A 21,121-nucleotide genomic window follows, 5' to 3' on the forward strand; every position below is an offset into this window, starting at 1 on the left:
CGTTGTCCCCTAGACCTGCGCCAGCGCGTGCGCGATGGCGGACTGGTCCATGCCCTTCTGCCCGATCACCACCAGATCGCCCGTGCGCGGCGCATCACTGGCAAGGGGGCGGTCGAACTGGTGGCGGAAGCGGCTGCCGACGCCCTGTACCGCAAGGCGCATGGGTTTGCCCTGCACGCAGGCATAGCCTTTCATGCGCAGGATGTCGTGCTGTTCGGCCAGTGTTTTCAGCCGGTCGATGAAACCGTCCACGCTGCCCTGTTCGGGAATGGCCAGCACGAAGCTTTCAAAATCATCATGCTCGTGCTCGCCGCCTTCCGCATCGTGGTGGGACGGGCGCGCTGCAAGGTCGTCTTCCGCCGCCGCGTCCAGACCAAGCAGCACCGCCGGGTCAACCTGCCCGTCTGTTGCGCGCACCACCTTGACCGCGCGGGGGATTTCGGCGCGGATCGCGGCTTCCACCGCATCGGCCTGCTGCGCCGTCATCAGGTCAGACTTGTTCAGCACCACCAGATCGGCCGACAGGAGCTGGTCTTCGTAGACTTCGGCCAGCGGGTTGTCATGATCGAGCGACGGGTCGGCCGCCTGCTGGCGGGCGACCTCCTCCGGGTCGTCGGCGAAGCGGCCAGCGGCGACGGCGGGGCCGTCCACCACCGTAACCACGCCGTCCACCGTCATGCGGGTGCGGATGGTGGGCCAGCCAAAGGCCTTGAGCAGCGGCTTGGGCAGCGCCAGACCGGAGGTCTCGATCACGATATGGTCCGGCGGGCTTGCGCGGTCGAGCAGGGCTTCCATGGTCGGCAGGAAATCATCCGCAACCGTGCAGCACAGGCAGCCATTGGTCAGTTCGACAATATCCTCGTCACGGCATCCTTCCACACCGCAGGCGCGCAGCGTGTCGCCATCAATGCCCAGCGTGCCGAATTCATTGACCACGATGGCAATGCGCCTGCCCTTCGCATTGGCCAGCACATGGCGCAGCAGCGTGGTCTTGCCCGCGCCCAGAAAGCCGGTGATGACGGTAACGGGTACCCTGGCACGTGCCGTGGTGGTGGGGGTCATGGCGATCAGGCTCCAGAAAAAAGGGATGCGGGAAAACGGCCACGCACCATGTCCGACAGGCTGGCGGGCCTGCGCGATGGCATGACGGTGCCGCTGCGCGATGCGGCGTAGGCCGTAAGATAGGTCATCAGGTCCTGTGCCTTCTCCGGGCCGAGCCGGGCGAGGAGCCAGCCCCATTTGCCCGGCGTGGCCACCACGGCGGCACAGCCGCTGTCACATGCGGCAAGGCAGGAGACCTCATGAATGACAAGGCCGGGCGTGTCCGCCGCCAGCGCCACCATGGCGTCATGAAGCTGGCGTCCCTGCGGATTGTCGGATGCGGGCAGGCCCCGGCGGCAGGTCACGCATACATGCAGATGCACGGGGGGCGTATTTCCGGATTCCGGCTGCGGCTGTGCGGTCATGTCGGTCCGTGCCCTTTCGCGGCATGGCTGCGCGGCGCAGCCTGAAGGCGGGGTGCACGGTTACGACCCCGCACCCGCGCGGGGCGGGGACGGTGGCCCATCGCGTGCCGGGCACCCCGCCGGCCATGCGATTGAAATCGGTCTCATCCGGGTCGCATGGCTGCGGCGCGGCATATGATGGCAGGTCTCCTGGCTTGTGGCGGAGGGGGTGATCCCTCCCTTCCGGCTGCCTTCCCGGTCCCGCTGGTAAGGGACCAGTGACAATGCCGCGTTCCCTGACAGGTCACGCGGGCCGGAAACAGCCACCTACAGTTGCGGGGGCAGCGACGGCCTTGCCCATGGGCGCACCGTCTTCCCTATTCTCCCCAATGGGGAACCATCAGGACCGGATTTAGACGATTGCGGACCGCGCTGTCAAAGAAACCACGGTAATGCTGGATATGTCCCGCCTTCATGACAGCGGCGCGCCGGTCATGCGCACGCGCCATGCCGTATGCCGCGTCAGCACCGTATGGCTGCATGGTGCGATATCCAGCCGCGACAGCATGCCCGCATCCCCGCCAAGGGCTGCGATGACGATGGCCTTTATGACCGTGGCATCGGCCATCACCCGGATGCGCGGCGGTGTTGTGGGCAGGGCCGTCAGCCAGGGGGTGATGCGGTGCAGGAGGTCCGCGCGGCTTTCCCCGCCGGGCGGGGCGAACGTGGCATCCGCAGTCCAGCGGGCCAGACCGGCAGGGGGCAGATCCTTCAGTGCAGCGCCCTGCCATGCGCCCATTTCCACCATGCGCAGCGCGGGCACATGGTGGCAGGCACAATCTGGCGGTGGTTCCATTGACGGCGGGATCAGGGTCAGGTCGGCATCATCGGACAGGCTGCCTGGAAAATCCGGGGGCAGGGCGATGGCATCGTCCGTGCGGGGGATCATGCCCGGGCGCAGGCTGTCCGCCGGGGGAAGGGCAATGCAGGTCAGGATCTGGTTCATGGGTCACTGTCCCGCGCATGGGGAAAGGGTGGGTCAAGCAATGGATGATTGACCTTCCATGCCAATTTTGGAAACATGCGGCCAGATCCGGTTATGGAACGGGCGGCAGATCAGGCCGTGTTTCATGCATACTGCTCCGGGTCGTGCGTGATCCATGGAGTTTCCCAGTATGAGCCAAGGTACAACTGTCCTGTCCACCGGTAGCGTTGCCGCGCCGCAGGTTTCCATCCCGGTCCGCGACCTGCTGCCGTGGGGTGTGTTCGGGCTGGTACTGGCATCGCTGCTGCTGTATTTCGTCGGGGCGGAGCAGGGGGCGACCGCGCTCATTTCCGGTCACTACGTGCATGAATTCGTGCATGACGGACGCCATCTGCTGGGCTTCCCCTGCCACTGATCCAGTAGGGGCGCGGGTTCGTCCCGCCTGTTCCGGTCCCGTGACCGGGTATGTGCTGAACGGCATTTCCATCGGGAATGCCGTTTTTGCGTTCAGGCCATGCTGATGACCGTCCGGCCCCGGACGTGACCCGCCAGAATGCGCGGCGCGATGGTGATGGCATCGGCCAGCGGTGCATCGTGCAGCATGCTTTCCAGAAGCGTATGGTCGATGTCGCGCGCCAGACGCGCCCATGCCGCCATCCGGCGCGGGCGGGGACACATGACGCTGTCCACGCCCTGCAGGCGCACGTTGCGCAGGATGAAGGGCGCGACCGTCAGGGGCAGGGCCATGCTTTCCGCCAGTCCGCAGGCCGCCACCGTGCCACCGTACTGGATGGATGCGCACATCGTGGCCAGCGTATCCCCGCCCACCACATCGATACCCCCGGCCCACCGGATTTTTTCCAGTGGCCTGCCCGTGGGGGCCAGCGCCTCACGCGGTACGATTTCGCTTGCGCCCAGACGGGTCAGATAGGCATGAAGCTGCGGGCGGCCGGTTACGGCTGTGACCTGATAGCCCAGTTGCGCCAGAAGCATGATGGCCATGCCACCCACGCCACCGCCCGACCCGGTTATGATGACCGGTCCGCTGGCCGGGGTCAGCCCCCCTTCTTCAAGGCTCATGATGCACAGCATGGCGGTAAAGCCCGCCGTGCCGATTCCCATCACCTGCCGCGAGGACAGGCCCGCAGGCTGTGGCAGCAGCCACCGTCCCGACAGGCGGGCCATGCGTGACAGGCCGCCCCAGTGCGTCTCCCCCAGTCCCCAGCCGGTGGCGAGCACCCGGTCGCCTGCGCGATAGAGTGGGTCTTCCGATTCGATGACGCGACCGGCAAGGTCGATGCCCGGTACCATCGGAAACCGCCGCACCACCGGCGCGCCACGGGTAATGGCCAGTGCGTCCTTGTAATTGAGGCTGGAATGATCCACCGCGACCGTTACATCGCCTGCGGGCAGGGATGCGGGATCGACCTGTTCCACGCGGGTCGTGACCGCATCGTCGGTGCGGGAGATCATCAGGGCCTCGAACATGCTGGCGGACTTCCTTTATGGGCAGGGGAAAACGCGCGGCCGGAGCGGCGTGACTGTAACTTTCATGCAGGATTCAGGTATGGTTTCCTATTTACAGCCCTGTGACATCGCAGCAACGTGAAGAAAAGTGCATCCTGAAAAAAACAAGATTTTCAAAGGATCTTTTTAAAGACCATCCGGTCGGTCCATGACCGGATGGTGGTGCATGGCCGTCCTGCGCCATGATGCGAAAATGTGCAGGGCAGGTGTGATTTTCCCACGCTTCCCGCCAGACAGGCAGTGTGGTGTGCTTATTATCCAGCCACCATTGCACAGGCAGGAGGCATTTCATGTCCGACAGTCTTGTTTCGTCCTTTCCGGCCCTTTCTTCCATGGCCGCGCTGTGGCGGGCGCGGTACGGCACCCAGCCGCCCGCAGCCCCCGCATTGCCCGAAAGCCCGGTGGCGCGTGGTCTCATGACGCACCGCTCCGTGCGGGGATTCAGTGCCAGCGCCCTGCCTGATGGGGTGCTGGAGGCCGCCGTGGCCGCGGCGCAGTCGGCGTCCACGTCATCCAACCTGCAGGGATGGAGCGTCATTGCCGTGCGCGACGCCGACCGGCGCGCGCGGCTTGCGAAGATAGCGGGGGATCAGGATTTCATCGCGCAGGCGCCGCTGTTCCTTGCATGGGTTGCCGACCTGTCGCGGCTGGACCATGTGGGGCAGGCGCATGGCCGTGACCTGCCGGGGGTGGACTGCCTCGATACCTTTCTGGCCGCCGTCATGGATACGGCTTTCGCCGCGCAGAATGCCGCTGCCGCGTTTGAATCCTACGGGCTGGGAATCGTGTATGTCGGCGCGGTGCGTAACCGGCCCGAAGCGATTGCCGCCGAACTTGGCTTGCCCGCGCGTACGGTTGCGCTGTTCGGCATGAGTGTCGGCTACCCCGACCGCCAGCGTCTCACCGCCATCAAGCCCCGCCTGCCGCAGCATGCCGTGCTGCATGCCGAACGGTATGACAGTGCTGCCGCGAACGACCCGGCTGTCATCGCGGCCTATGATGAACGGCTGCGTGCCGCCCGTACCGCTCAGGGATCGCCGGGGCGTAGCTGGAGCGAAAGCGTGCTGGCGCGTCTGGGGGATGTCAGTGCGCTTCATGGGCGTGAACGCCTGCCTGAAGCACTGCGCGGGCTTGGTTTTGTGCTGGGTCAGGCGTGAAAGCAGGGTGTTTAGGTGCAGGGTGGGGTTGACCGGCGAAATGTTCTGGTGAACTTCTGCTAGCGATGCCCGCGCCTGACGGCGGGCATGAGCGCGCGCCTTGCGTATCGCGCCAGCGTCATGATGAAAGAGAAACAACGGCTATGGACAGCGCCACTTCCCTTCCCTTCACGCTTTCCCCCAATGCGTCGCCGGTTTCGGCGCAGCGCCGGGCGGAGATTCTGGCCAATCCCGGTTTCGGGCGTGTCTTTACCGATAACATGGTCGTTATCCGCTATGAGGAAGGCAAGGGATGGCATGACGCGCGCGTACAGCCCTACGCATCTCTGACACTGGACCCGGCGGCAGCCGTGCTGCACTACGCACAGGAAATTTTCGAAGGGATGAAAGCCTACCGCACGGCGGAAGGCGGGATCACCCTATTCCGGCCCTATGCCAATGCCGCGCGTTTCCGCAAGTCAGCCGAGCGCATGGCCATGGCGCAGGTGCCCGAGGAACTGTTTGTCGAAGCCGTGCGCCAGCTTGTGCGCGTGGACCACGCATGGGTGCCGGGCAATCCCGACGAGAGCCTGTATATCCGTCCCTTCATGATCGCGAGCGAGACGTTCCTTGGCGTGCGGCCCGCGGGTGAATACCTGTTCATGGTCATTGCTTCCCCCGTCGGCGCCTATTTCGGGGCCGAGGCGGTCAGTGTGTGGGTATCCGATTTCTGCCGCGCGGCCCCCGGTGGTACGGGTGAGGCCAAATGCGGGGGCAATTATGCCGCAAGCCTCATGGCCCAGCAGGAAGCCAAGACGCACGGCTGCGCGCAGGTGCTGTTCCTTGATGCGGTCGAACGCCGCTGGATCGAGGAAATGGGCGGCATGAACGTGTTTTTCGTGTTCGATGACGGTTCGGTCTCCACGCCTGCCCTGACCGGCACGATCCTGCGGGGCATCACGCGCGACTCGCTGCTGACCCTGGCGCGGGAGATGGGCCTGACGGTACGTGAAGAACGCTATGGCATCGACCAGCTTTACGCTGATGCCGCCTCTGGCCGTCTGAAGGAAGTCTTTGCCTGCGGCACGGCGGCGGTTGTTTCGCCCATTGGCCGTTTCTGTGGCCGTAACGGTGACGCGGTGATTGGCGATGGCGCGGGGATCGGCCCGGTTACGGAAAAGCTGCGCAATGCCCTGATCGGCATCCAGCGCGGTACGGCGGCCGATCCGCATGGCTGGGTGGAAAAGGTTATCTGATTTTCCCGCATGATCCGGCCAGTCAGTCTGGCCGGATCATGCCTGAGACGGTGGGTGAGCGGATTGGTCTGGATTGATGCCGCAACCCGCCATCCCGGATTGGGTGGCAGTTCTTGTCAATAGGCAGGTCTGTGGTCATGTCCTGTGATACGGGATCGGTTCCCACGGGCTGCTAGCGAAGCTGGCTGTCCTTGCTTCCCCGGCGGTTGATGCCGGTGAAGACCGGCTTTCTGTCGCGTTCCGACTGGCAGTCGATGCACAGCTTGACGCCCGGCATCGCCTGCTGTCGGGCCGGGGGGATGTCTTCCCCGCATTCACGGCAACTGGTTTCGCTTTCGCCTGTGGGGATATGGGACCGTGCCCGTTTGACTGCGTCTGCTATCGTATCGTCGATCTGATCCTGTACGGCTCCGTCGGGAGCCCAACCGGTGGCCATGCGTGTTCTCCTGAAACGAAAGCACGCAGTATATCGCGTGGCGTATGTTCAGACAAAACGGTTCGTGATCGATATGACCGGAATTCGGTGCCAGCCCCGATGAGGCGGCGGGCGACGGGTCTGTGGTCCGGCACCCGTGCAGCAGCAGGCAGACATCTGCCGCACGGGCTGGATGGAGCGGCCGTTATTCCGCAGGCGTGACCGTTTCCTCAACGGGTACGTAAATGCGGTTGCCGCTGTTGCGGAATTCTTCCTTTTTCTGTTCCATGCCCGCCATACGTTCGGCATTGGCCTTCAGATCGTGGCTTATGCGCATGGAACAGAATTTCGGCCCGCACATGGAACAGAAATGCGCGTTCTTGTGGGCTTCACGCGGCAGGGTTTCATCGTGGTACGCGCATGCGGTATCCGGGTCGAGTGACAGCCTGAACTGGTCATTCCACCGGAAATCGAAGCGCGCGCGGCTGATGGCGTCATCGCGTATACGGGCTGCCGGGTGTCCCTTGGCCAGGTCGGCGGCATGGGCCGCAATGCGGTATGTGACCACACCGACCTTCACGTCATTGCGGTCGGGCAGGCCAAGATGTTCCTTGGGGGTGACGTAACACAGCATCGCCGTGCCAAACCACCCGATCATGGCGGCCCCTATGCCTGATGTGATGTGGTCATATCCCGGTGCGATATCGGTCGTGAGCGGGCCGAGGGTGTAGAACGGTGCTTCCCCACATTCGCGGAGCTGTTTTTCCACATTGACCTTGATCTTGTGCATGGGCACATGGCCCGGCCCCTCGATCATGACCTGACAGCCTTTCGCCCATGCGATTTTCGTCAGTTCGCCCAGTGTTTCCAGTTCGGCGAACTGTGCGGCGTCATTGGCATCCGCAATCGAGCCGGGACGTAGCCCGTCACCGAGCGAGAACGAGACATCATAACGGCGCATGATGTCGCAGATTTCCTCAAAATGTTCATACAGGAAGCTCTCGCGGTGATGGTGCAGGCACCATCCGGCCATGATCGACCCGCCGCGCGAGACGATGCCCGTCACGCGGTTGACGGTCAGCGGCACATGGCGCAGGCGCACCCCGGCATGGATGGTGAAATAGTCCACGCCCTGTTCCGCCTGTTCGATCAGCGTATCGCGGAAGATTTCCCATGTCAGGTCTTCAGGTACGCCATTCACCTTTTCCAGCGCCTGATACAGCGGTACCGTGCCGATGGGTACCGGCGCGTTACGCAGGATCCAGTCGCGGATGTTGTGGATGTTGCGCCCGGTGGACAGGTCCATGACCGTATCCGCGCCCCAGCGGATGGCCCAGACCATTTTCTCCACTTCTTCCGCCACCGAGGAGGTAACAGCCGAATTGCCGATATTGGCGTTGACCTTCACCAGAAAGTTGCGCCCGATCACCATCGGTTCCAGTTCGGGATGGTTGATGTTGGCGGGCAGGATGGCGCGACCCGCCGCGATTTCGGCGCGCACGAATTCCGGTGTGACGAAGGCGGGGATGTCCGCGCCAAAATCTTCGCCATCCGCGCGGCGTTCTTCCGCGTGCGCATCCATGGTGGCGCGGCCAAGGTTCTCGCGGTGGGCGGCGTAGATCATTTCTTCGGTAATGATGCCGGCACGGGCGAATTCGTACTGCGTGACCATCTGCCCCTGCCTGCCTTCATGCACCGCATGGGGGGCAGGGCAGGCGGGGACCAGATGTTCGCCCTGGGCGAAGCCGTTGTCTTCCGGGCGTACGGCGCGGGGTGTCACTGTGGGCAGGTCGCGTGCCGCAATCCACGGCGCACGCACCGGATCAAGCCCGCTTCGTACGTCGATGCGTGCCGTCGTATCGGTATAGGGGCCGGATGTGTCGTACACCCGTACCGGCGGTTCGTTCGCGCTGGGTTCCAGCGCTATTTCACGAAAGGGCACGCGGATGTCGGCGTGTCCGACGGGTGATGACCAGACCTTGACGGACCCCAGTATGGGGCCGGTGGTGACATGGTCGGGAGATGAAGGCGAAGCAACGGACGACATGGCTATGCTCCTCGTTTCCTCTCCGACAGGGGGTGTGGGGAGAAAACCGGGCTATGCGCCTGTATGCGCATGACCTTCGGCCACAGGGGCCAGCAGGGGTATGCCGATTGTCCGCACCAGTCCCTCCGCCGGTATGAGCCGGATCAGGTTCCCCGGGACGCACCATGCGCCCGGAAGGGTCCCCGCGCGCATGACCGGGTCATGCCAGCGGTATCTCAGCCCCTTGCCGGGACTCCCCTTGGTCGTTTCAGGATCATGAATCCTGCCGTCCTTGTCAACGATATTGCGAAAAGCGGGGCAGGCGGGGCGAAAAAGAATCCGTGTGCCGATTTGCCATCCGCGCCGTTGTGATAGAGTGCGGGCAGGCAACATCTTTTTTCCGGGGAAGCAGGACAGTATGACAGGCAGCGCCATTTCAGATCGGATTGCACAGGGCAGCGGGCGTGTGGTGGCGGATACCGTCATCAGGAACGTGCGCCTGTTCGATCTGGTGACCGGGGCGCTGCTGCCGACCGACATCGCCATGTGTGGCGATACCATCGTGGGCACGCTGGACAGTTACGAAGGCGCCACGGTGATCGAGGGGCATGGCCGCATCGCCGTACCCGGCTTTATCGATACGCATCTGCATGTCGAATCCTCCCTGATCACCCCGTTTGAATTCGACCGCTGCGTCCTGCCCCATGGCGTGACCACCGCCATCTGCGATCCGCATGAAATGGCGAACGTGCTGGGCCGTCCCGCGCTGGATTACTTTACCGAAGCGGCGCTGCGCACGGTCATGGACCTGCGGGTCAATCTTTCAAGCTGCGTGCCGTCCACCGCGCTGGAAACATCGGGCGCCACGCTGGGTGCTGCGGACCTGCTGGCCTATCGTGACCATCCCAAGGTGATCGGCCTTGCGGAATTCATGAACATTCCCGGCGTGCTCAATGGTGATCCGGTATGCATGGAAAAGCTGGAAGCCTTTGCCGGCGGTCATATCGACGGCCACGCCCCGCTGCTGCGCGGGCGCAGGCTCAACGGTTATCTTGCCGCGGGCATCACCACCGACCATGAGGCCACGACGGCGGAAGAAGCGCTGGAAAAGGTACGCAAGGGCATGATGGTGCTGATCCGCGAAGGATCGGTATGCAAGGACCTGCGCGCGCTGGTGCCGCTGCTCAACCCGGTTACGTCCCCGTTCTTCGCCTTCTGCACCGATGACCGCAACCCGCTGGAAATCGCGCATGAAGGTCATCTGGATTACCTGATCCGCCTTGCCATCTCGCTGGGCGTGGAACCGCTGGCGGCATATCGCAGTGCCTCGCTCAGTGCGGCGAACGCCTTTGGCCTGCGCGACCGGGGCCTGATCGCGCCGGGACGGCGGGCGGATATCGTGCTTCTGGACGACCTGCGTGAATGCCGGGTGTCGGACGTGATCAGCGCCGGGCGACTGGTCAATGATGCGCTGTTCGCCGCGCGTGAGATCATCCCCCCCGTTGGCATCGACAGCATCAACCTGCCCGCGCCCGTGACGGCACGGGACATGGAAATTACGGGCAGCGGCACGCAGCGTCCCGTGATCGGCCTGCTGCCCGGCCAGATCATCACACCCTTCCTGCATGCCGACCTGCCGGTGCGTGACGGGATTGTCCAGCCGGACCCGGCGCAGGACATCGCGCGGATCTGCGTGGTGGCGCGCCATGGCCATAATGACAATATCGGACGCGGGTTCGTTAAGGGGTTTGGCCTGTCGGGCGGGGCGCTTGCATCCTCCGTCGGGCATGACAGCCACAACATATGTGTGGTCGGCATGAACGATGCGGACATGGCGGTTGCGGTCAACCATCTGGAAAAGACCGGCGGCGGGTTCGTGGTGGTGCGTGACGGCAAGGTCGTGGCCGACATGCCCCTGCCGGTTGCGGGCCTGATGAGCGATGCCCCGTTCGAGGCCGTGCGTGACCAGCTTGAGATCCTGCGCGCTGCCGCCCGTGCGCTGGGCTGCGAACTGGATGAACCATTCCTGCAGCTTGCCTTCCTGCCGCTGCCGGTTATTCCGCACCTCAAAATTACCGATTTCGGCATGGTGGATGTCAACCGGATGGAGCTGGTCTGACACAGGCATGGATGGGAACGGTCCATGACAACGGTTGCTGAGGCCCCCGCGCGGGAAGCCACGGCCACCCTGCGTGCCTACCGTGCCGACTGGGTGCATTTCACCCAGTGGTGCGCGGCGCAGGCCGTATCCCCCATTCCCGCCTCGGCGGAGGTGGTGGCCGCCTATCTGCGCAGCCTGACGGAATTCGCCCCCGCCACCATCCGGCGCAGGCTGGCGGCGATCGGCAAGATGCACCGTTTCAATGAAATGCCATGGGATGTAAGGGACCACCGCGTGCAGCACGCGGTGACCGAAATGGTGGAGAAAACCGCCACCCCCGCGCTACCCCCGGCCGTCGTAACGCCGGAGATGCTGCACGCCATGGTCGCGCGGTGCGGGGACGGGGTGCGTGGCCTGCGTGACCGCTGCCTGCTGCTGTTCGGTTTTGCCGGGGCGCTGCGTCGTTCCGAACTGGTGGGGCTTCAGGTGGAAGACGTGCAGCCAGACCACGGACAGGTCGTTTTGATGATTCGGGATGAAGGCGGCGCGCAGCCCGTCATCCTGCCCCGGGCGCAGGACCGGACGCTTTGCCCGGCTACGGCATATGCGGCGTGGCAGCAGGTGGCGCACCGGCTGACTGGCCCGCTGTTCCGTGGCATTTCAAAGGGGGAGCGCATAGGCGGTCGTGCCCTGACCCCCTATGCCGTAACGCGTATCCTGCAGCGCCGGGCGCTTATGGCCGAACTTCCGCCTGATACGGTCGCCCGGTTAAGCGCCCATGCGCTGCGCTCCGGTTTTATCCTTGATGCCCTGCGGCGCGGGATGGAAACCACCGAACTGTGCCGCCATACCCGCTACCATGATCCACGCGCCCTGCGCCCTTATGAACGGCAGCTTGCCGATGGCTGAAAACCTGCGTCTGCCCTGGGCTGACCTGCCACCTCCCGCCGTGGCGGAGGAAGAGCCAACTGCCACGCCCGCCCGCCGGACACCGGCACGGCGGGGGCGACGGCCTCTTTCATCGTGGCCCAAATCCTCCGAACCTGCGCCGTGGAAGGGGTGGCACCTGCTGGTCCATGGACCCGATGCGGCCATGGATGCGTTCGTGGCGCAGGCATCCGGCCCCGGCCTGATTCCATGGCCGTTCGATGCCGAGCGGGTGGAGGAAGATGTGTTCGCCCTTGCCATCGGCGCCAGTGGCAAGGGACCGGGGCGCAGCGGTCTGTCGGTGGAAGGGTGCCGGATACTGGCCCGCCAGTTCCGCGAGGCGGCGGAAGTGCGTCATGCCCGGCTGGCCCTGCGGTCGGGTGCGGCCTGTCCGCTGGACTTTCACCGTCTGGTGCCGGTGCCGCAGCGGATACTGGAACTTGGCGCAACGCATCCCGATGCGCGGGCATGGTTGCGCACGCACTGGGGAATAGCCGAAGCACCGGTGCAGGTCAGCCTGCTGCCCCGGCTGAAGGCAGGTCGCCGCCTGCCGCGCGATCACCGGGCAGCCGTTTACGGGTTCTTTACCCGCAATGGCGCGCCCGCCCCTGTGGTGCGTCGTCTTGAGGAGCATTTCCCAACCCTGACCTTCCGGCTGTCGGAACGGTCGCTGGCATGAACGCGCAACTGGGCCTGTTTGACAGTGGCATGCCGGACGGGGGGGAGCCGGTCATCCGGCTGGAAGCCTATCAGGGCGGGCTGTCCCATCTGCTGCAACTGGCGCAGGCGCGCGAAATCGATCTGGGCCAGCTTGATATCGTCGCCCTGATCGACCAGTTGGCGGAAGCAGCGCGCATCCATGCGTCCCTGCCGCTGGGCATGAAGGCGCAGTGGGCGGTTATGGCATCGGGCCTTCTGCTGCTGCGCTCGCGGCTCATGCTGCCGGTCGATGATCCCCGCCAGCAGCAGGCCACGCAGGAAGCGGCCGACCTGCGTTCGCGCCTGATTGCGGCGGAAAACGCTACCCGCCTTGCCGGATGGCTTGCCGCGCGTGAACAGCTTGGGCACGACGTTTATGGTTTCGGGGGCGCAATACACGGCGATACGGACGAATCGATGCCGTGGGAAGTTGACCGCATCGAATTCCTGTGGGGCTGTCTTGCCGTGTTTGATGGCAACTGGGGCGTCATGCCGGTGGAAAGTCCCGCCTACGCGCCGGTCCAGCTTGACCTGTTTTCGGTAGAGGATGCGCGGGTGCGGGTGCGCTCCTGTCTGGCGCGGGCGCGCGAACGCGTGCCGCTTGAACGCATGCTGCCCGATTCCATGCGGAAGGGACCGCCGGGGCGCCTGTCCACCGGCCAGCGCCGCTCGGCTTGGAGCAGCACCTTTTCGGCCTGTCTGGAAATGGTGAAACAGGGCGAGGCGCTGGCCTTTCAGGACGCATCCGAAACCCTTCCGGCCTTCAGTGGCGTGCCCGATGCGGCCACCCCGGATACGCAATCCGTTTTCGCCAAGAAATAAGGGTGGCGGGGGACGTGATCTGTTGCAACCTATACTGATCCACGGCAGACTCGTATCGAATCCGAAATATTATTATGCCCGCCCGGAAGGCCACGGAAAGGAGGAAAGATTTTTTCGGGCGTTTTTTAACACTTTGCTTGACTAGGATTTTTTTTTGATGAAGCTGGAACGAACGGTTTTTCAGCGATCTTTCGAACGGTGGTGAAAACGGGTCCATCGGACCGTTTCCCGCCCCCTCGGTATGTTTCGCAAAGTTATGACGTGCACATAAGTTTATTTCGGATAAAATCGGGGTTGATTTCGAGATGTTAATAATGTTTATGGATAAAACGTGATGAATGAGTGGCTTGGCCTGTCATGGCGGCATGTATCGGGTGCTTCGGCACCTGCCTGCATGTTGCCGGAAGTCGCGGCGGTCGTGTTCTCCTGTTCCGCCAGGAGGGATGATTGCCGTGCTTCAGGGCCGGGTCAGGGAGAACAAGGCGGATCGCATCAGTCGTTTCGTAGAAATCTGGTCATACTCCCGCAGTAAAATTGGTGAAATCAGAACATCTAGAATAATTTTTGTAGTAATTCCTTCCTAAAACTATGCCGTTCTGAGTGAGGTATGGGTATGACGTATGCGGAACAGAGTGACAATACACTACAAAAGGTGATAATTTTCGCCATTGTCCTTGTGTTCGAAGCGGCGCTGGTGATGGCACTTTTGTTTGGGCTTCACTCACCACCTGATGCGCCAAAAGAACCACCGCGGCCGCCGGTGCAGGTGCACATGATCAAGGAGCCGCCGCCGCCGCCGCCGGAAATCACGCCGCCGCCGCCGCCCTATATTCCGCCGCCGAAGATTCAGGTGCCGACGCCGCCGCCGCCGATGCGCGTGACGCACACGAAGCCGCCGAAGGCCATGCCGCCCGTAAAGGCCATGCCGCCGTCCGATGCGCCCGTGTCCAACGCCCCGCCGGTGCCCGACCATTCGGCCGGAACGTCGCCGCTGAACCATGTGGTGCCGGAATATCCGGAGGAAATGTCGGAAGAAGGCCGTGAAGGCGTGGTCTCCGTCGCCTGTGACGTGGAGCCCAGCGGCGAGACCAGCAACTGCCAGGTCGTCAATGTAAAGGGTGGCGAACCGTTTGCTGAAGCCGCGCTGAAGGCGGTCCGCCGCTCACGGTATGCGCCGGCTGTTAAAAATGGTGTGCCCGTCAAGGAATATCACCATCTCTATACGATCACGTTCAGTCTGAATGACTGAGCCTGAATGTTAGGTCAGGCACGGCGGGGGCCGGCAGCACCCCGCCGCCTCGGAAAAAACATCCTGCTCCAGAGGATTTTGGTTAAATGATCAGACTGCATCGTAAACACACTCTTGTTGCCTCGGCCGCTTTCGCTGCCATGCTGTGTGCTGCCTCTCCGCTCGCAGCGCTGGCACAGGATGCCGCCCCGGCCGCGAACGATGCGGCCACGGCACCCGCACCGGCGGTTTCCGCTCCGCCGACCGATGGCAGCGGCGCGGCCGCCACGCCGGCTCCGGGTGCGGATGCCCCGGCTGCACAGACGCCTGCCCCGGCAGATGGCTCGGCACCTGCGGCCCCCACCCCGACCGACGCGGCGCCTGCCGCCCCGGCCGATGCGCCCGCCGCTCCGGCGCCCGCTCCCGCAGCGGATGCGACGCCTCCCGCCGATGCCCCCAAGGCACCCGAAGGCAATCCCTACGGTCTGGGCGCGCTGTGGGCCAACGGTGACTTCATCGCCCGTGGCGTGCTGCTGATCATGGTCTTCATGTCGCTTGGCACATGGTACATCATGATCACCAAGTTCTTCGAGCAGGCCCGCGTCATGGCTGCCGCCAAGAAGGTGATGAGCGATTTCTGGACCAAGGGTTCCATCAAGGACGGCGCCGCCGCCCTGCCCGCGAACTCTCCGTTCCGCTACATCGCCGATACGGGTGTGAAGGCTGCTGAGCACCACGAAGGCACGATGCAGGAATCCATCGACCTGCACTCCTGGACCACCATGTCCATCCAGCGTTCGGTTGACGTGATCCAGACCAAGCTGCAGGGCGGCCTTGCCTTCCTCGGCACGGTGGGTTCGACCTCTCCGTTCGTGGGTCTGTTCGGCACCGTGTGGGGTATCTATCACGCGCTGACCGCCATCGGCATCGCGGGTCAGGCTTCGATCGACAAGGTTGCAGGTCCGGTTGGTGAATCGCTGATCATGACGGCCATCGGCCTTGGCACCGCGGTGCCTGCGGTTCTGGGCTACAACCTGCTGGTGCGCCGCAACAAGGGCGCCATGGACAAGATCCGCAACTTCGCGGCTGACGTGCAGTCGATCCTGATGGGTGGTTACCGCCATGGTTCGGAAATCACCATCCATCCGGACAACTCCCCGACCACAACGACTATCGATAACCGGGTGGCCTGATCATGGGTATGCAAGTTGGAGGTGGCGGCGATGAAGACGAGGTGGTGTCGGCCATCAACACCACACCGCTTGTCGACGTCATGCTGGTGCTGCTGATCATCTTCCTGATCACCATCCCCGTCGCGACACACACTATCAAGGTCAGCCTCCCGATGGATGCGAACCAGCCCACCCGGACGATGATGAACAACGTCGTCATTGCGGTGACGCCACAGGGGCAGGCATACTGGGATGAAACGCCGCTTACCAGTTATGCCGACCTTGAGTCCCACCTGGAGCACGTGGCTGCGCAGAATCCGCAGCCACAGATCCAGATCCGTGGTGACCAGGCATCGAAATACGAAGGTGTGGGTCGTGTGATCGCGGCCTGCCAGCAGGCAGGTATCGTCCACATCGATTTCATTACCGAGCAGCCGCACGGCTGATATCCATTCCCGGCCGGGGTCTGATCCCCGGCCAATTTCGGGAGAGTAGACACCATGGGCATGAATGTCGGCTCAGACAGCACGACAGAGGATGAAGGTATTGTCGATATCAATACCACGCCCCTGATTGACGTCATGCTGGTGCTGTTGATCATGCTGATCATCACCATTCCGCTTCAGACGCATTCAGTTTCGATCGACCTGCCGCAGGGTAATCCCCCGCCGTCTTCTGTCCAGCCGGACCCGGTTGTGGATACTGTGGCGATCGATTTTGACAACACTATCACCTGGAATGGTGAACCGGTTCCGGATGATGCAGCCCTTCAGGCCCGTTTTTCGGAAGCGGCAGCCCAGCCGGTCCAGCCCGAGATGCACATCCATCCGGATCGTCTGGCCAGCTACAAGGTTGTGGCACGGGTTCTGGCTGATGCGCAGCGCCTGGGTGTGAGCAAGCTTGGCATTATGGGCAGCGACCAGTTCATGGATGCGCAGTAAGGCTTCTGCATTCCTGATAATGGTATGAATCCGCATGACAGAACGGCCCTTCCGCAAGGAAGGGCCGTTTTTTCGTACCATCATGCAAGATGTCAAAACTGCCTATTTTAAAGGCAGCCGGCCTGTTTCACCTGTGACATTAAAGCCACGAAATACACATTGTTGACGGTGAGATCGGCTTGGTCACGCAGGAACATTCATGGCAGGAATATGGAATATTTCTTGTTTTTTAGGGGGATAGAGCTTATTTGCCCCTTCCGGCAACGGTGTGTTGTCAGATAGATAAACAGCCCGTTGCATTTTTTGAGCTTTCCGTGTCCATGTGTATTTCTTAAGTCAACATATATGCGGAATGTTTAGTTTCCGTAACTACTTCAGCATTACCGAACAGGACGGGACCTGCTGGTAGGAAGGCAGACGGGGATGGCTGCCGCTGGAAAACAAAACCGTATGGCAGCCCCGAAAAGCGGTGCGCCAGACAGATTTGCGGGGGAATGAATGAAGACGGGCCGGGATTTCTATAGCGCAGTGATACGTCAGGTACGGAACGCGGGGGGACGCACCGGACTTGCGGGACTGTGCATGCCGGGGCTGAAAACGCGCCTGCGTGCCATGTCGTGCCTTGTGGGCACGGTCTGCATTGCCTCGGGTGCTGATGGCTGGGCGCAGGCGGCAACCACCACCACGCAGCCGGCGCAGCAGCATGCGACGACAAAGACGGGTGCGACGCCTGCCGCCAGGCACACCACGACTGCCGCTACCGCGCAGCCCGCCGGGCTGGTCAACCATCAGGCTCCCGAAGTCATCAACGTGGCGCGGTCCCGTCAGGCCAATGACGGCGGCGGCGGCATGATGCGGCTGGAAACGGCGCCGCATGCGGTCCAGACCGTGGGCAAGCAGTTCATTGACATGCGCAGCCCGACCAGCACGGCGCTCGATCTCGTCAAGAATCTGCCCAGCATGAACGTGACCACGCCTGATTCGTCAGGCATGGAAGGCGGCCAGATCCAGACCCGCGGCCTGACCGATCTGGATATGGGTCTCATGGTTGATGGCGCCCCGGCTGCCGCTGCCAAATACATGGCGGAAGACATCGATTCCGAAAACCTGGATAGCGTCGAAGTCACGCCGGGCAGTTCCGGCACCGACCTGCCGGTCATGTCGGCGGCGGGCGGCGTGATGAACGAGCATTCGCACACGGCATCGCACAAATTCGGCGGCATGACGGATTTCTCCTACGGGACGAACAACCTGTCGCGTGAATTCATCCGTCTGGAATCGGGCGACATCGGCAAGACCGGCCTGCGCAGCTACTTCTCGTTCTCCAACACGCATGCACGGTCGTGGATGGGGTCGGGCATCAACCAGCGCAAGCATATTGATTTCGGTCTGCAGAAGGACTGGAACAACGGTTCCACGGCCCGGCTGTTCCTGTCATGGAACTCGGAAGATTTCACCATCGACGCCTATCCCGACAGCACGGCATTCGAAGCCTACAAGCACGGTGGCACGGGCTATGGTCGCAATTCCGATCCGACCAGTGACAACTACTGGAAGAACAACAACGACCACTGGAACCAGATCTTCCTGACGGCGCCGATCCACGTCGTGCTGCCCGCCAAGTTTACGTTCGACCTGCAGTCCTATTTCAGCTTCGGTCAGGGCTGGGATGCTTCGCCGGGTAATAACACCGCGTACGGCGCCAACTACTCCCCATCCGAAGGGCGCAACTATACCGACTACTTCCTCGAAAACGAGTCCCGTCAGGTCGGTGTAGTGGCCAAGCTGGGTTATGATATCGACCGGCACAACCACGTTTCGGTTGGTTACTGGTATGAAAACAACCAGACGATCCAGTCCTATCCGCTCAGCTACACCATGGCGAATGGCGCGGCTCCCAGCCCCAATGCCTCGGCGTACCAGAATACGTATTCAAACGAGACGTTTGGCGTATCGGGTGTGAATGCGGGCTATGAACTGCATGCCCTGTTCATTCAGGACACAGCCAAATATTTCAATGACAAGCTGCAGATTCACGCAGGCTTCAAGTTCGTCATGTCCGATGCATGGAACAAGGGCTGGAATTCAGCCGCCAATGGCTGGACCTATGGCAAGAACCTGACGCCGGGGGCATCCGTTGGCCATAATGGCGCCAATACCACCGAACCGCTGCCGCAGCTTTCGATCGGCTATACCTTCAACGATCACCATCAGATCTATATCAATGCCGAAGGGGACTACCGCCAGCCGTCCGCCGTTGATCTGGGGTGGCTGACGCCTGTAACGGGTCAGTCGATGCTGAAGAACCAGTATTCCATCAAGGAAGAACTGGGCTATCGCTATCACGACAAATACGTGATGTTTGATCTGGCGCTGTTCAACTACAACGTGACCAACCGCCTGATGGACACCTATATCGGTGCGAACCAGTACATGCCGATCGAGGCGGGCAACCAGACGATGCGTGGTTTCGACGCCATGGTTGCCACCCGTCCGTTCCATGGTTTCAGCCCGTACGCATCGTTTGAATACCTGCATGCGACCCAGGATTCGAACGTCACGGACCCCACCTCGGGCATTACCTATGCCGCGAAGGGCAAGCAGGCGATCATGGCGCCGCATATCATGGCGAATTTCGGCCTGACCTATAAGTACAAGGGCTTCTTCGCCAACGGCAGCGTGCATTACACCGGTGCGCAGTCCGTGGCACTTGATAACAGCGAGCGCATTCCCGGCTACGTGACGGATACCCTGTCGCTTGGCTATCACTTCAAGCCGTTCATGTATGCGAAGTCGCCCACCTTCCGCCTGAACTTCACCAACCTGACCGGCTCCATCGTCCGGACGGGCGCGATGGGTGCGATCTATCACGCTGGCACCCAGGGTGGTTACCCGGTCTATTACGGTGCGTCCTCGGCCATGGGCCGCTATGCGAATGGCAACTCTTTCATGGTTGAACCGCGCTTCACCATGACAGGCACCATTTCCACCTCCTTCTGATCATTAATCGCGCACGGGGAACCCCGCCTTTGCTCCAAAGGCGGGGTTCTTTGTGTCAGGACCATCGCACATGGCGGAAAAAGCCATGCAGCAGGGGAATGGAACTGTGACAACGGGCACGACACACCCGGTTGATGAAATGCTGCCAGCGGGCATGCTGTTTGCCTTTGGTCTCCAGCACGCACTGGTGATGTACGCGGGCACCGTGGCGGTGCCGCTTATCTTTGCCGCCGCCATGCACATGTCAGCCGCCCAGACGGTGTTGCTGATCAATTGCGGGCTGATGACATCGGGCATCGCCACGATCGTGCAGAGCATCGGCTTCTGGAAATTCGGCTCCCGCCTGCCCATCGTGCAGGGGTCATCCTTCGCCATGCTGGCATCCATGCTGCTGATCGGGCAGATTTATGGCGTACCCTCGGTTTTCGGCGGGGTGATCGGGGCCGGGCTGGCGATGGTGCTTCTGGCGCCGGTCATGGCGCGGCTCATGCGGTATTTTCCGCCGGTCGTGATCGGCTGCCTCATCACCATAATCGGTCTGACGCTGGTTCCGGTGGCCGGGCGCTGGATTGGGGGCGGGACACCGGGTGCGCCCGGTTTCGGCAGTGTTGCGAACCTGCTGCTGGCCTTTGTCACCATCCTCATCACGGTGGCGGTACAGGCATGGGGCAGGGGATTCCTGGCCAATATCAGCGTACTGGTGGGGCTGATCGCGGGCAGCATTCTGGCGGCGCTGTGTGGCATGGGACATTATGGCATGGTGGCGGATGCGCCATGGTTTGCCGTCAGCATGCCCTTTGCGTTCGGCCTGCCGGAATTCCACCTTATGCCGGTGGTCATCATGCTGCTGAGCATGGTCATCATTGTTGCGGAAACCACCGGCAACTGTCTGGCCATAGGTCGTGTGGTTGACCGGCCCGTAACGGATGCAACCATCGCGGGCGCCCTGCGGGCCGATGGGCTGTCCACCGTGCTGGGCGGACTGTTCAACAGCTTTCCCTACAATGCCTTTACGCAGAATACCGGGCTTATCGCCATAACCGATATCCGCAGCCGCTTCGTTGTGGCGGCGGCGGGCGTGGTGATGATCGTGCTGGGCCTGTTCCCCAAGCTGGGTGCGCTGATCGCGGCCTTGCCGCCACCGGTTCTGGGGGGCTGCGGGCTGGTCATGTTTGGCATGACCACGATCGGCGGCGTGCGCGAACTCCTGCATGTTCCCTTCGAGGGCACGCGTAATGGCCTGATTGCCGCCGTGTCCATCGGGCTGGGCGTGCTGCCCATGGCGTGCCCTGACCTGTTCACCCACCTTTCCGGATTGTGGCGACTGTTGCTGGGCAACGGCGTGCTGCTGTGCATCCTGTCCGGTGTTCTCCTGAACCTGCTGGTGGGTGCAGGGGAAACCGATGCGGCGGATGGGAAAGGAGAACGGTCCGGCTCCTGA

20 protein-coding genes and 1 riboswitch are annotated in these 21,121 nt (G+C 62.5%); of the genes, 14 read left to right on the top strand and 6 right to left on the bottom strand.

From position 1 onward, the window contains the following. Nucleotides 1-9: 9 nt before the first annotated feature. A complete protein-coding gene (gene cobW, locus KSAC_RS10375) occupies nucleotides 10-1,062 on the bottom strand; it encodes a cobalamin biosynthesis protein CobW (RefSeq protein WP_102325096.1) in 1,053 nt (350 codons plus the stop codon). A gap of 5 nt (nucleotides 1,063-1,067) precedes the next feature. Beyond that, nucleotides 1,068-1,466: a DUF1636 family protein gene (locus tag KSAC_RS10380; protein WP_102325293.1), complete on the bottom strand. Its 399-nt coding sequence runs from the start codon at nucleotides 1,464-1,466 to the stop codon at nucleotides 1,068-1,070. Between KSAC_RS10380 and KSAC_RS17300 the strand changes: the two genes are divergently transcribed. After that, nucleotides 1,465-1,644: a hypothetical protein gene (locus KSAC_RS17300; RefSeq protein ID WP_165927312.1), complete on the top strand. Its 180-nt coding sequence runs from the start codon at nucleotides 1,465-1,467 to the stop codon at nucleotides 1,642-1,644. The genes KSAC_RS10380 and KSAC_RS17300 overlap by 2 nt on opposite strands. After that, a riboswitch (cobalamin riboswitch) is annotated at nucleotides 1,629-1,862 on the bottom strand. (Overlaps the previous gene by 16 nt.) A 55-nt stretch (nucleotides 1,863-1,917) precedes the next feature. Here the strand turns inward: KSAC_RS17300 and KSAC_RS10385 are convergent. After that, complete coding sequence (locus tag KSAC_RS10385; RefSeq protein ID WP_132305327.1) at nucleotides 1,918-2,451, bottom strand: histidine phosphatase family protein; 534 nt, start codon at nucleotides 2,449-2,451, stop codon at nucleotides 1,918-1,920. Nucleotides 2,452-2,620: 169 nt separating this feature from the next. Here KSAC_RS10385 and KSAC_RS10390 point away from each other — a divergent pair, with 169 nt between their 5' ends. Next, nucleotides 2,621-2,845: a CbtB domain-containing protein gene (locus KSAC_RS10390; protein WP_102325294.1), complete on the top strand. Its 225-nt coding sequence runs from the start codon at nucleotides 2,621-2,623 to the stop codon at nucleotides 2,843-2,845. A 92-nt stretch (nucleotides 2,846-2,937) separates the two neighbouring features. Here the strand turns inward: KSAC_RS10390 and acuI are convergent, their stop codons facing one another. Beyond that, a complete protein-coding gene (gene acuI, locus KSAC_RS10395) occupies nucleotides 2,938-3,918 on the bottom strand; it encodes an acrylyl-CoA reductase (NADPH) (protein WP_132305328.1) in 981 nt (326 codons plus the stop codon). 329 nt (nucleotides 3,919-4,247) lie between these two features. On the opposite strand from acuI, the gene KSAC_RS10400 reads away from it, so the two are divergent. Further along, complete coding sequence (locus KSAC_RS10400) at nucleotides 4,248-5,114, top strand: nitroreductase family protein (protein ID WP_132305329.1); 867 nt, start codon at nucleotides 4,248-4,250, stop codon at nucleotides 5,112-5,114. Nucleotides 5,115-5,257: 143 nt separating this feature from the next. Next, the gene (locus KSAC_RS10405) at nucleotides 5,258-6,349 is read left to right on the top strand and encodes a branched-chain amino acid aminotransferase (RefSeq protein ID WP_110548009.1); all 1,092 of its coding nucleotides are present in this window, start codon (nucleotides 5,258-5,260) and stop codon (nucleotides 6,347-6,349) included. A 172-nt stretch (nucleotides 6,350-6,521) separates the two neighbouring features. On the opposite strand, the gene KSAC_RS10410 is transcribed toward KSAC_RS10405, so the two are convergent. Continuing rightward, nucleotides 6,522-6,785: a DksA/TraR family C4-type zinc finger protein gene (locus tag KSAC_RS10410; protein ID WP_102325102.1), complete on the bottom strand. Its 264-nt coding sequence runs from the start codon at nucleotides 6,783-6,785 to the stop codon at nucleotides 6,522-6,524. 184 nt (nucleotides 6,786-6,969) lie between these two features. Next, nucleotides 6,970-8,811, bottom strand: coding sequence for a phosphomethylpyrimidine synthase ThiC (gene thiC, locus KSAC_RS10415; RefSeq protein WP_132305331.1), 1,842 nt, complete (start codon nucleotides 8,809-8,811; stop codon nucleotides 6,970-6,972). 397 nt (nucleotides 8,812-9,208) lie between these two features. Between thiC and ade the strand changes: the two genes are divergently transcribed. From ade to KSAC_RS10465, 10 genes are all read left to right on the top strand, one after another. Continuing rightward, entirely contained in the window at nucleotides 9,209-10,909 is a 1,701-nt protein-coding gene (gene ade / locus KSAC_RS10420; protein WP_132305333.1) for an adenine deaminase, read from the top strand. Nucleotides 10,910-10,933: 24 nt separating this feature from the next. Continuing rightward, the gene (locus KSAC_RS10425) at nucleotides 10,934-11,800 is read left to right on the top strand and encodes a site-specific integrase (protein ID WP_132305335.1); all 867 of its coding nucleotides are present in this window, start codon (nucleotides 10,934-10,936) and stop codon (nucleotides 11,798-11,800) included. Further along, a complete protein-coding gene (locus KSAC_RS10430) occupies nucleotides 11,793-12,497 on the top strand; it encodes a hypothetical protein (protein ID WP_102325106.1) in 705 nt (234 codons plus the stop codon). Before KSAC_RS10425 ends, KSAC_RS10430 begins: the two co-directional genes overlap by 8 nt. Continuing rightward, nucleotides 12,494-13,339: a segregation and condensation protein A gene (locus tag KSAC_RS10435; RefSeq protein ID WP_118962590.1), complete on the top strand. Its 846-nt coding sequence runs from the start codon at nucleotides 12,494-12,496 to the stop codon at nucleotides 13,337-13,339. The genes KSAC_RS10430 and KSAC_RS10435 overlap by 4 nt, the downstream gene beginning before the upstream one ends. Nucleotides 13,340-13,946: 607 nt before the next feature. Next, complete coding sequence (locus tag KSAC_RS10440) at nucleotides 13,947-14,588, top strand: TonB family protein (RefSeq protein ID WP_132305337.1); 642 nt, start codon at nucleotides 13,947-13,949, stop codon at nucleotides 14,586-14,588. A gap of 86 nt (nucleotides 14,589-14,674) precedes the next feature. Continuing rightward, a complete protein-coding gene (locus KSAC_RS10445) occupies nucleotides 14,675-15,760 on the top strand; it encodes a MotA/TolQ/ExbB proton channel family protein (protein WP_102325109.1) in 1,086 nt (361 codons plus the stop codon). Between the two features lie 2 nt (nucleotides 15,761-15,762). After that, nucleotides 15,763-16,185 carry an ExbD/TolR family protein gene (locus tag KSAC_RS10450; protein ID WP_102325110.1) on the top strand — a complete coding sequence of 141 codons (423 nt, stop codon included), beginning with the start codon at nucleotides 15,763-15,765 and terminating at the stop codon, nucleotides 16,183-16,185. A gap of 54 nt (nucleotides 16,186-16,239) precedes the next feature. Beyond that, nucleotides 16,240-16,680: an ExbD/TolR family protein gene (locus tag KSAC_RS10455; RefSeq protein WP_102325111.1), complete on the top strand. Its 441-nt coding sequence runs from the start codon at nucleotides 16,240-16,242 to the stop codon at nucleotides 16,678-16,680. 498 nt (nucleotides 16,681-17,178) lie between these two features. After that, a complete protein-coding gene (locus KSAC_RS10460; protein ID WP_102325112.1) occupies nucleotides 17,179-19,680 on the top strand; it encodes a TonB-dependent receptor in 2,502 nt (833 codons plus the stop codon). Nucleotides 19,681-19,750: 70 nt separating this feature from the next. Beyond that, complete coding sequence (locus KSAC_RS10465) at nucleotides 19,751-21,121, top strand: nucleobase:cation symporter-2 family protein (protein WP_243705194.1); 1,371 nt, start codon at nucleotides 19,751-19,753, stop codon at nucleotides 21,119-21,121.

Source organism: Komagataeibacter saccharivorans, from assembly GCF_004348195.1.
Lineage (GTDB): Bacteria > Pseudomonadota > Alphaproteobacteria > Acetobacterales > Acetobacteraceae > Komagataeibacter > Komagataeibacter saccharivorans.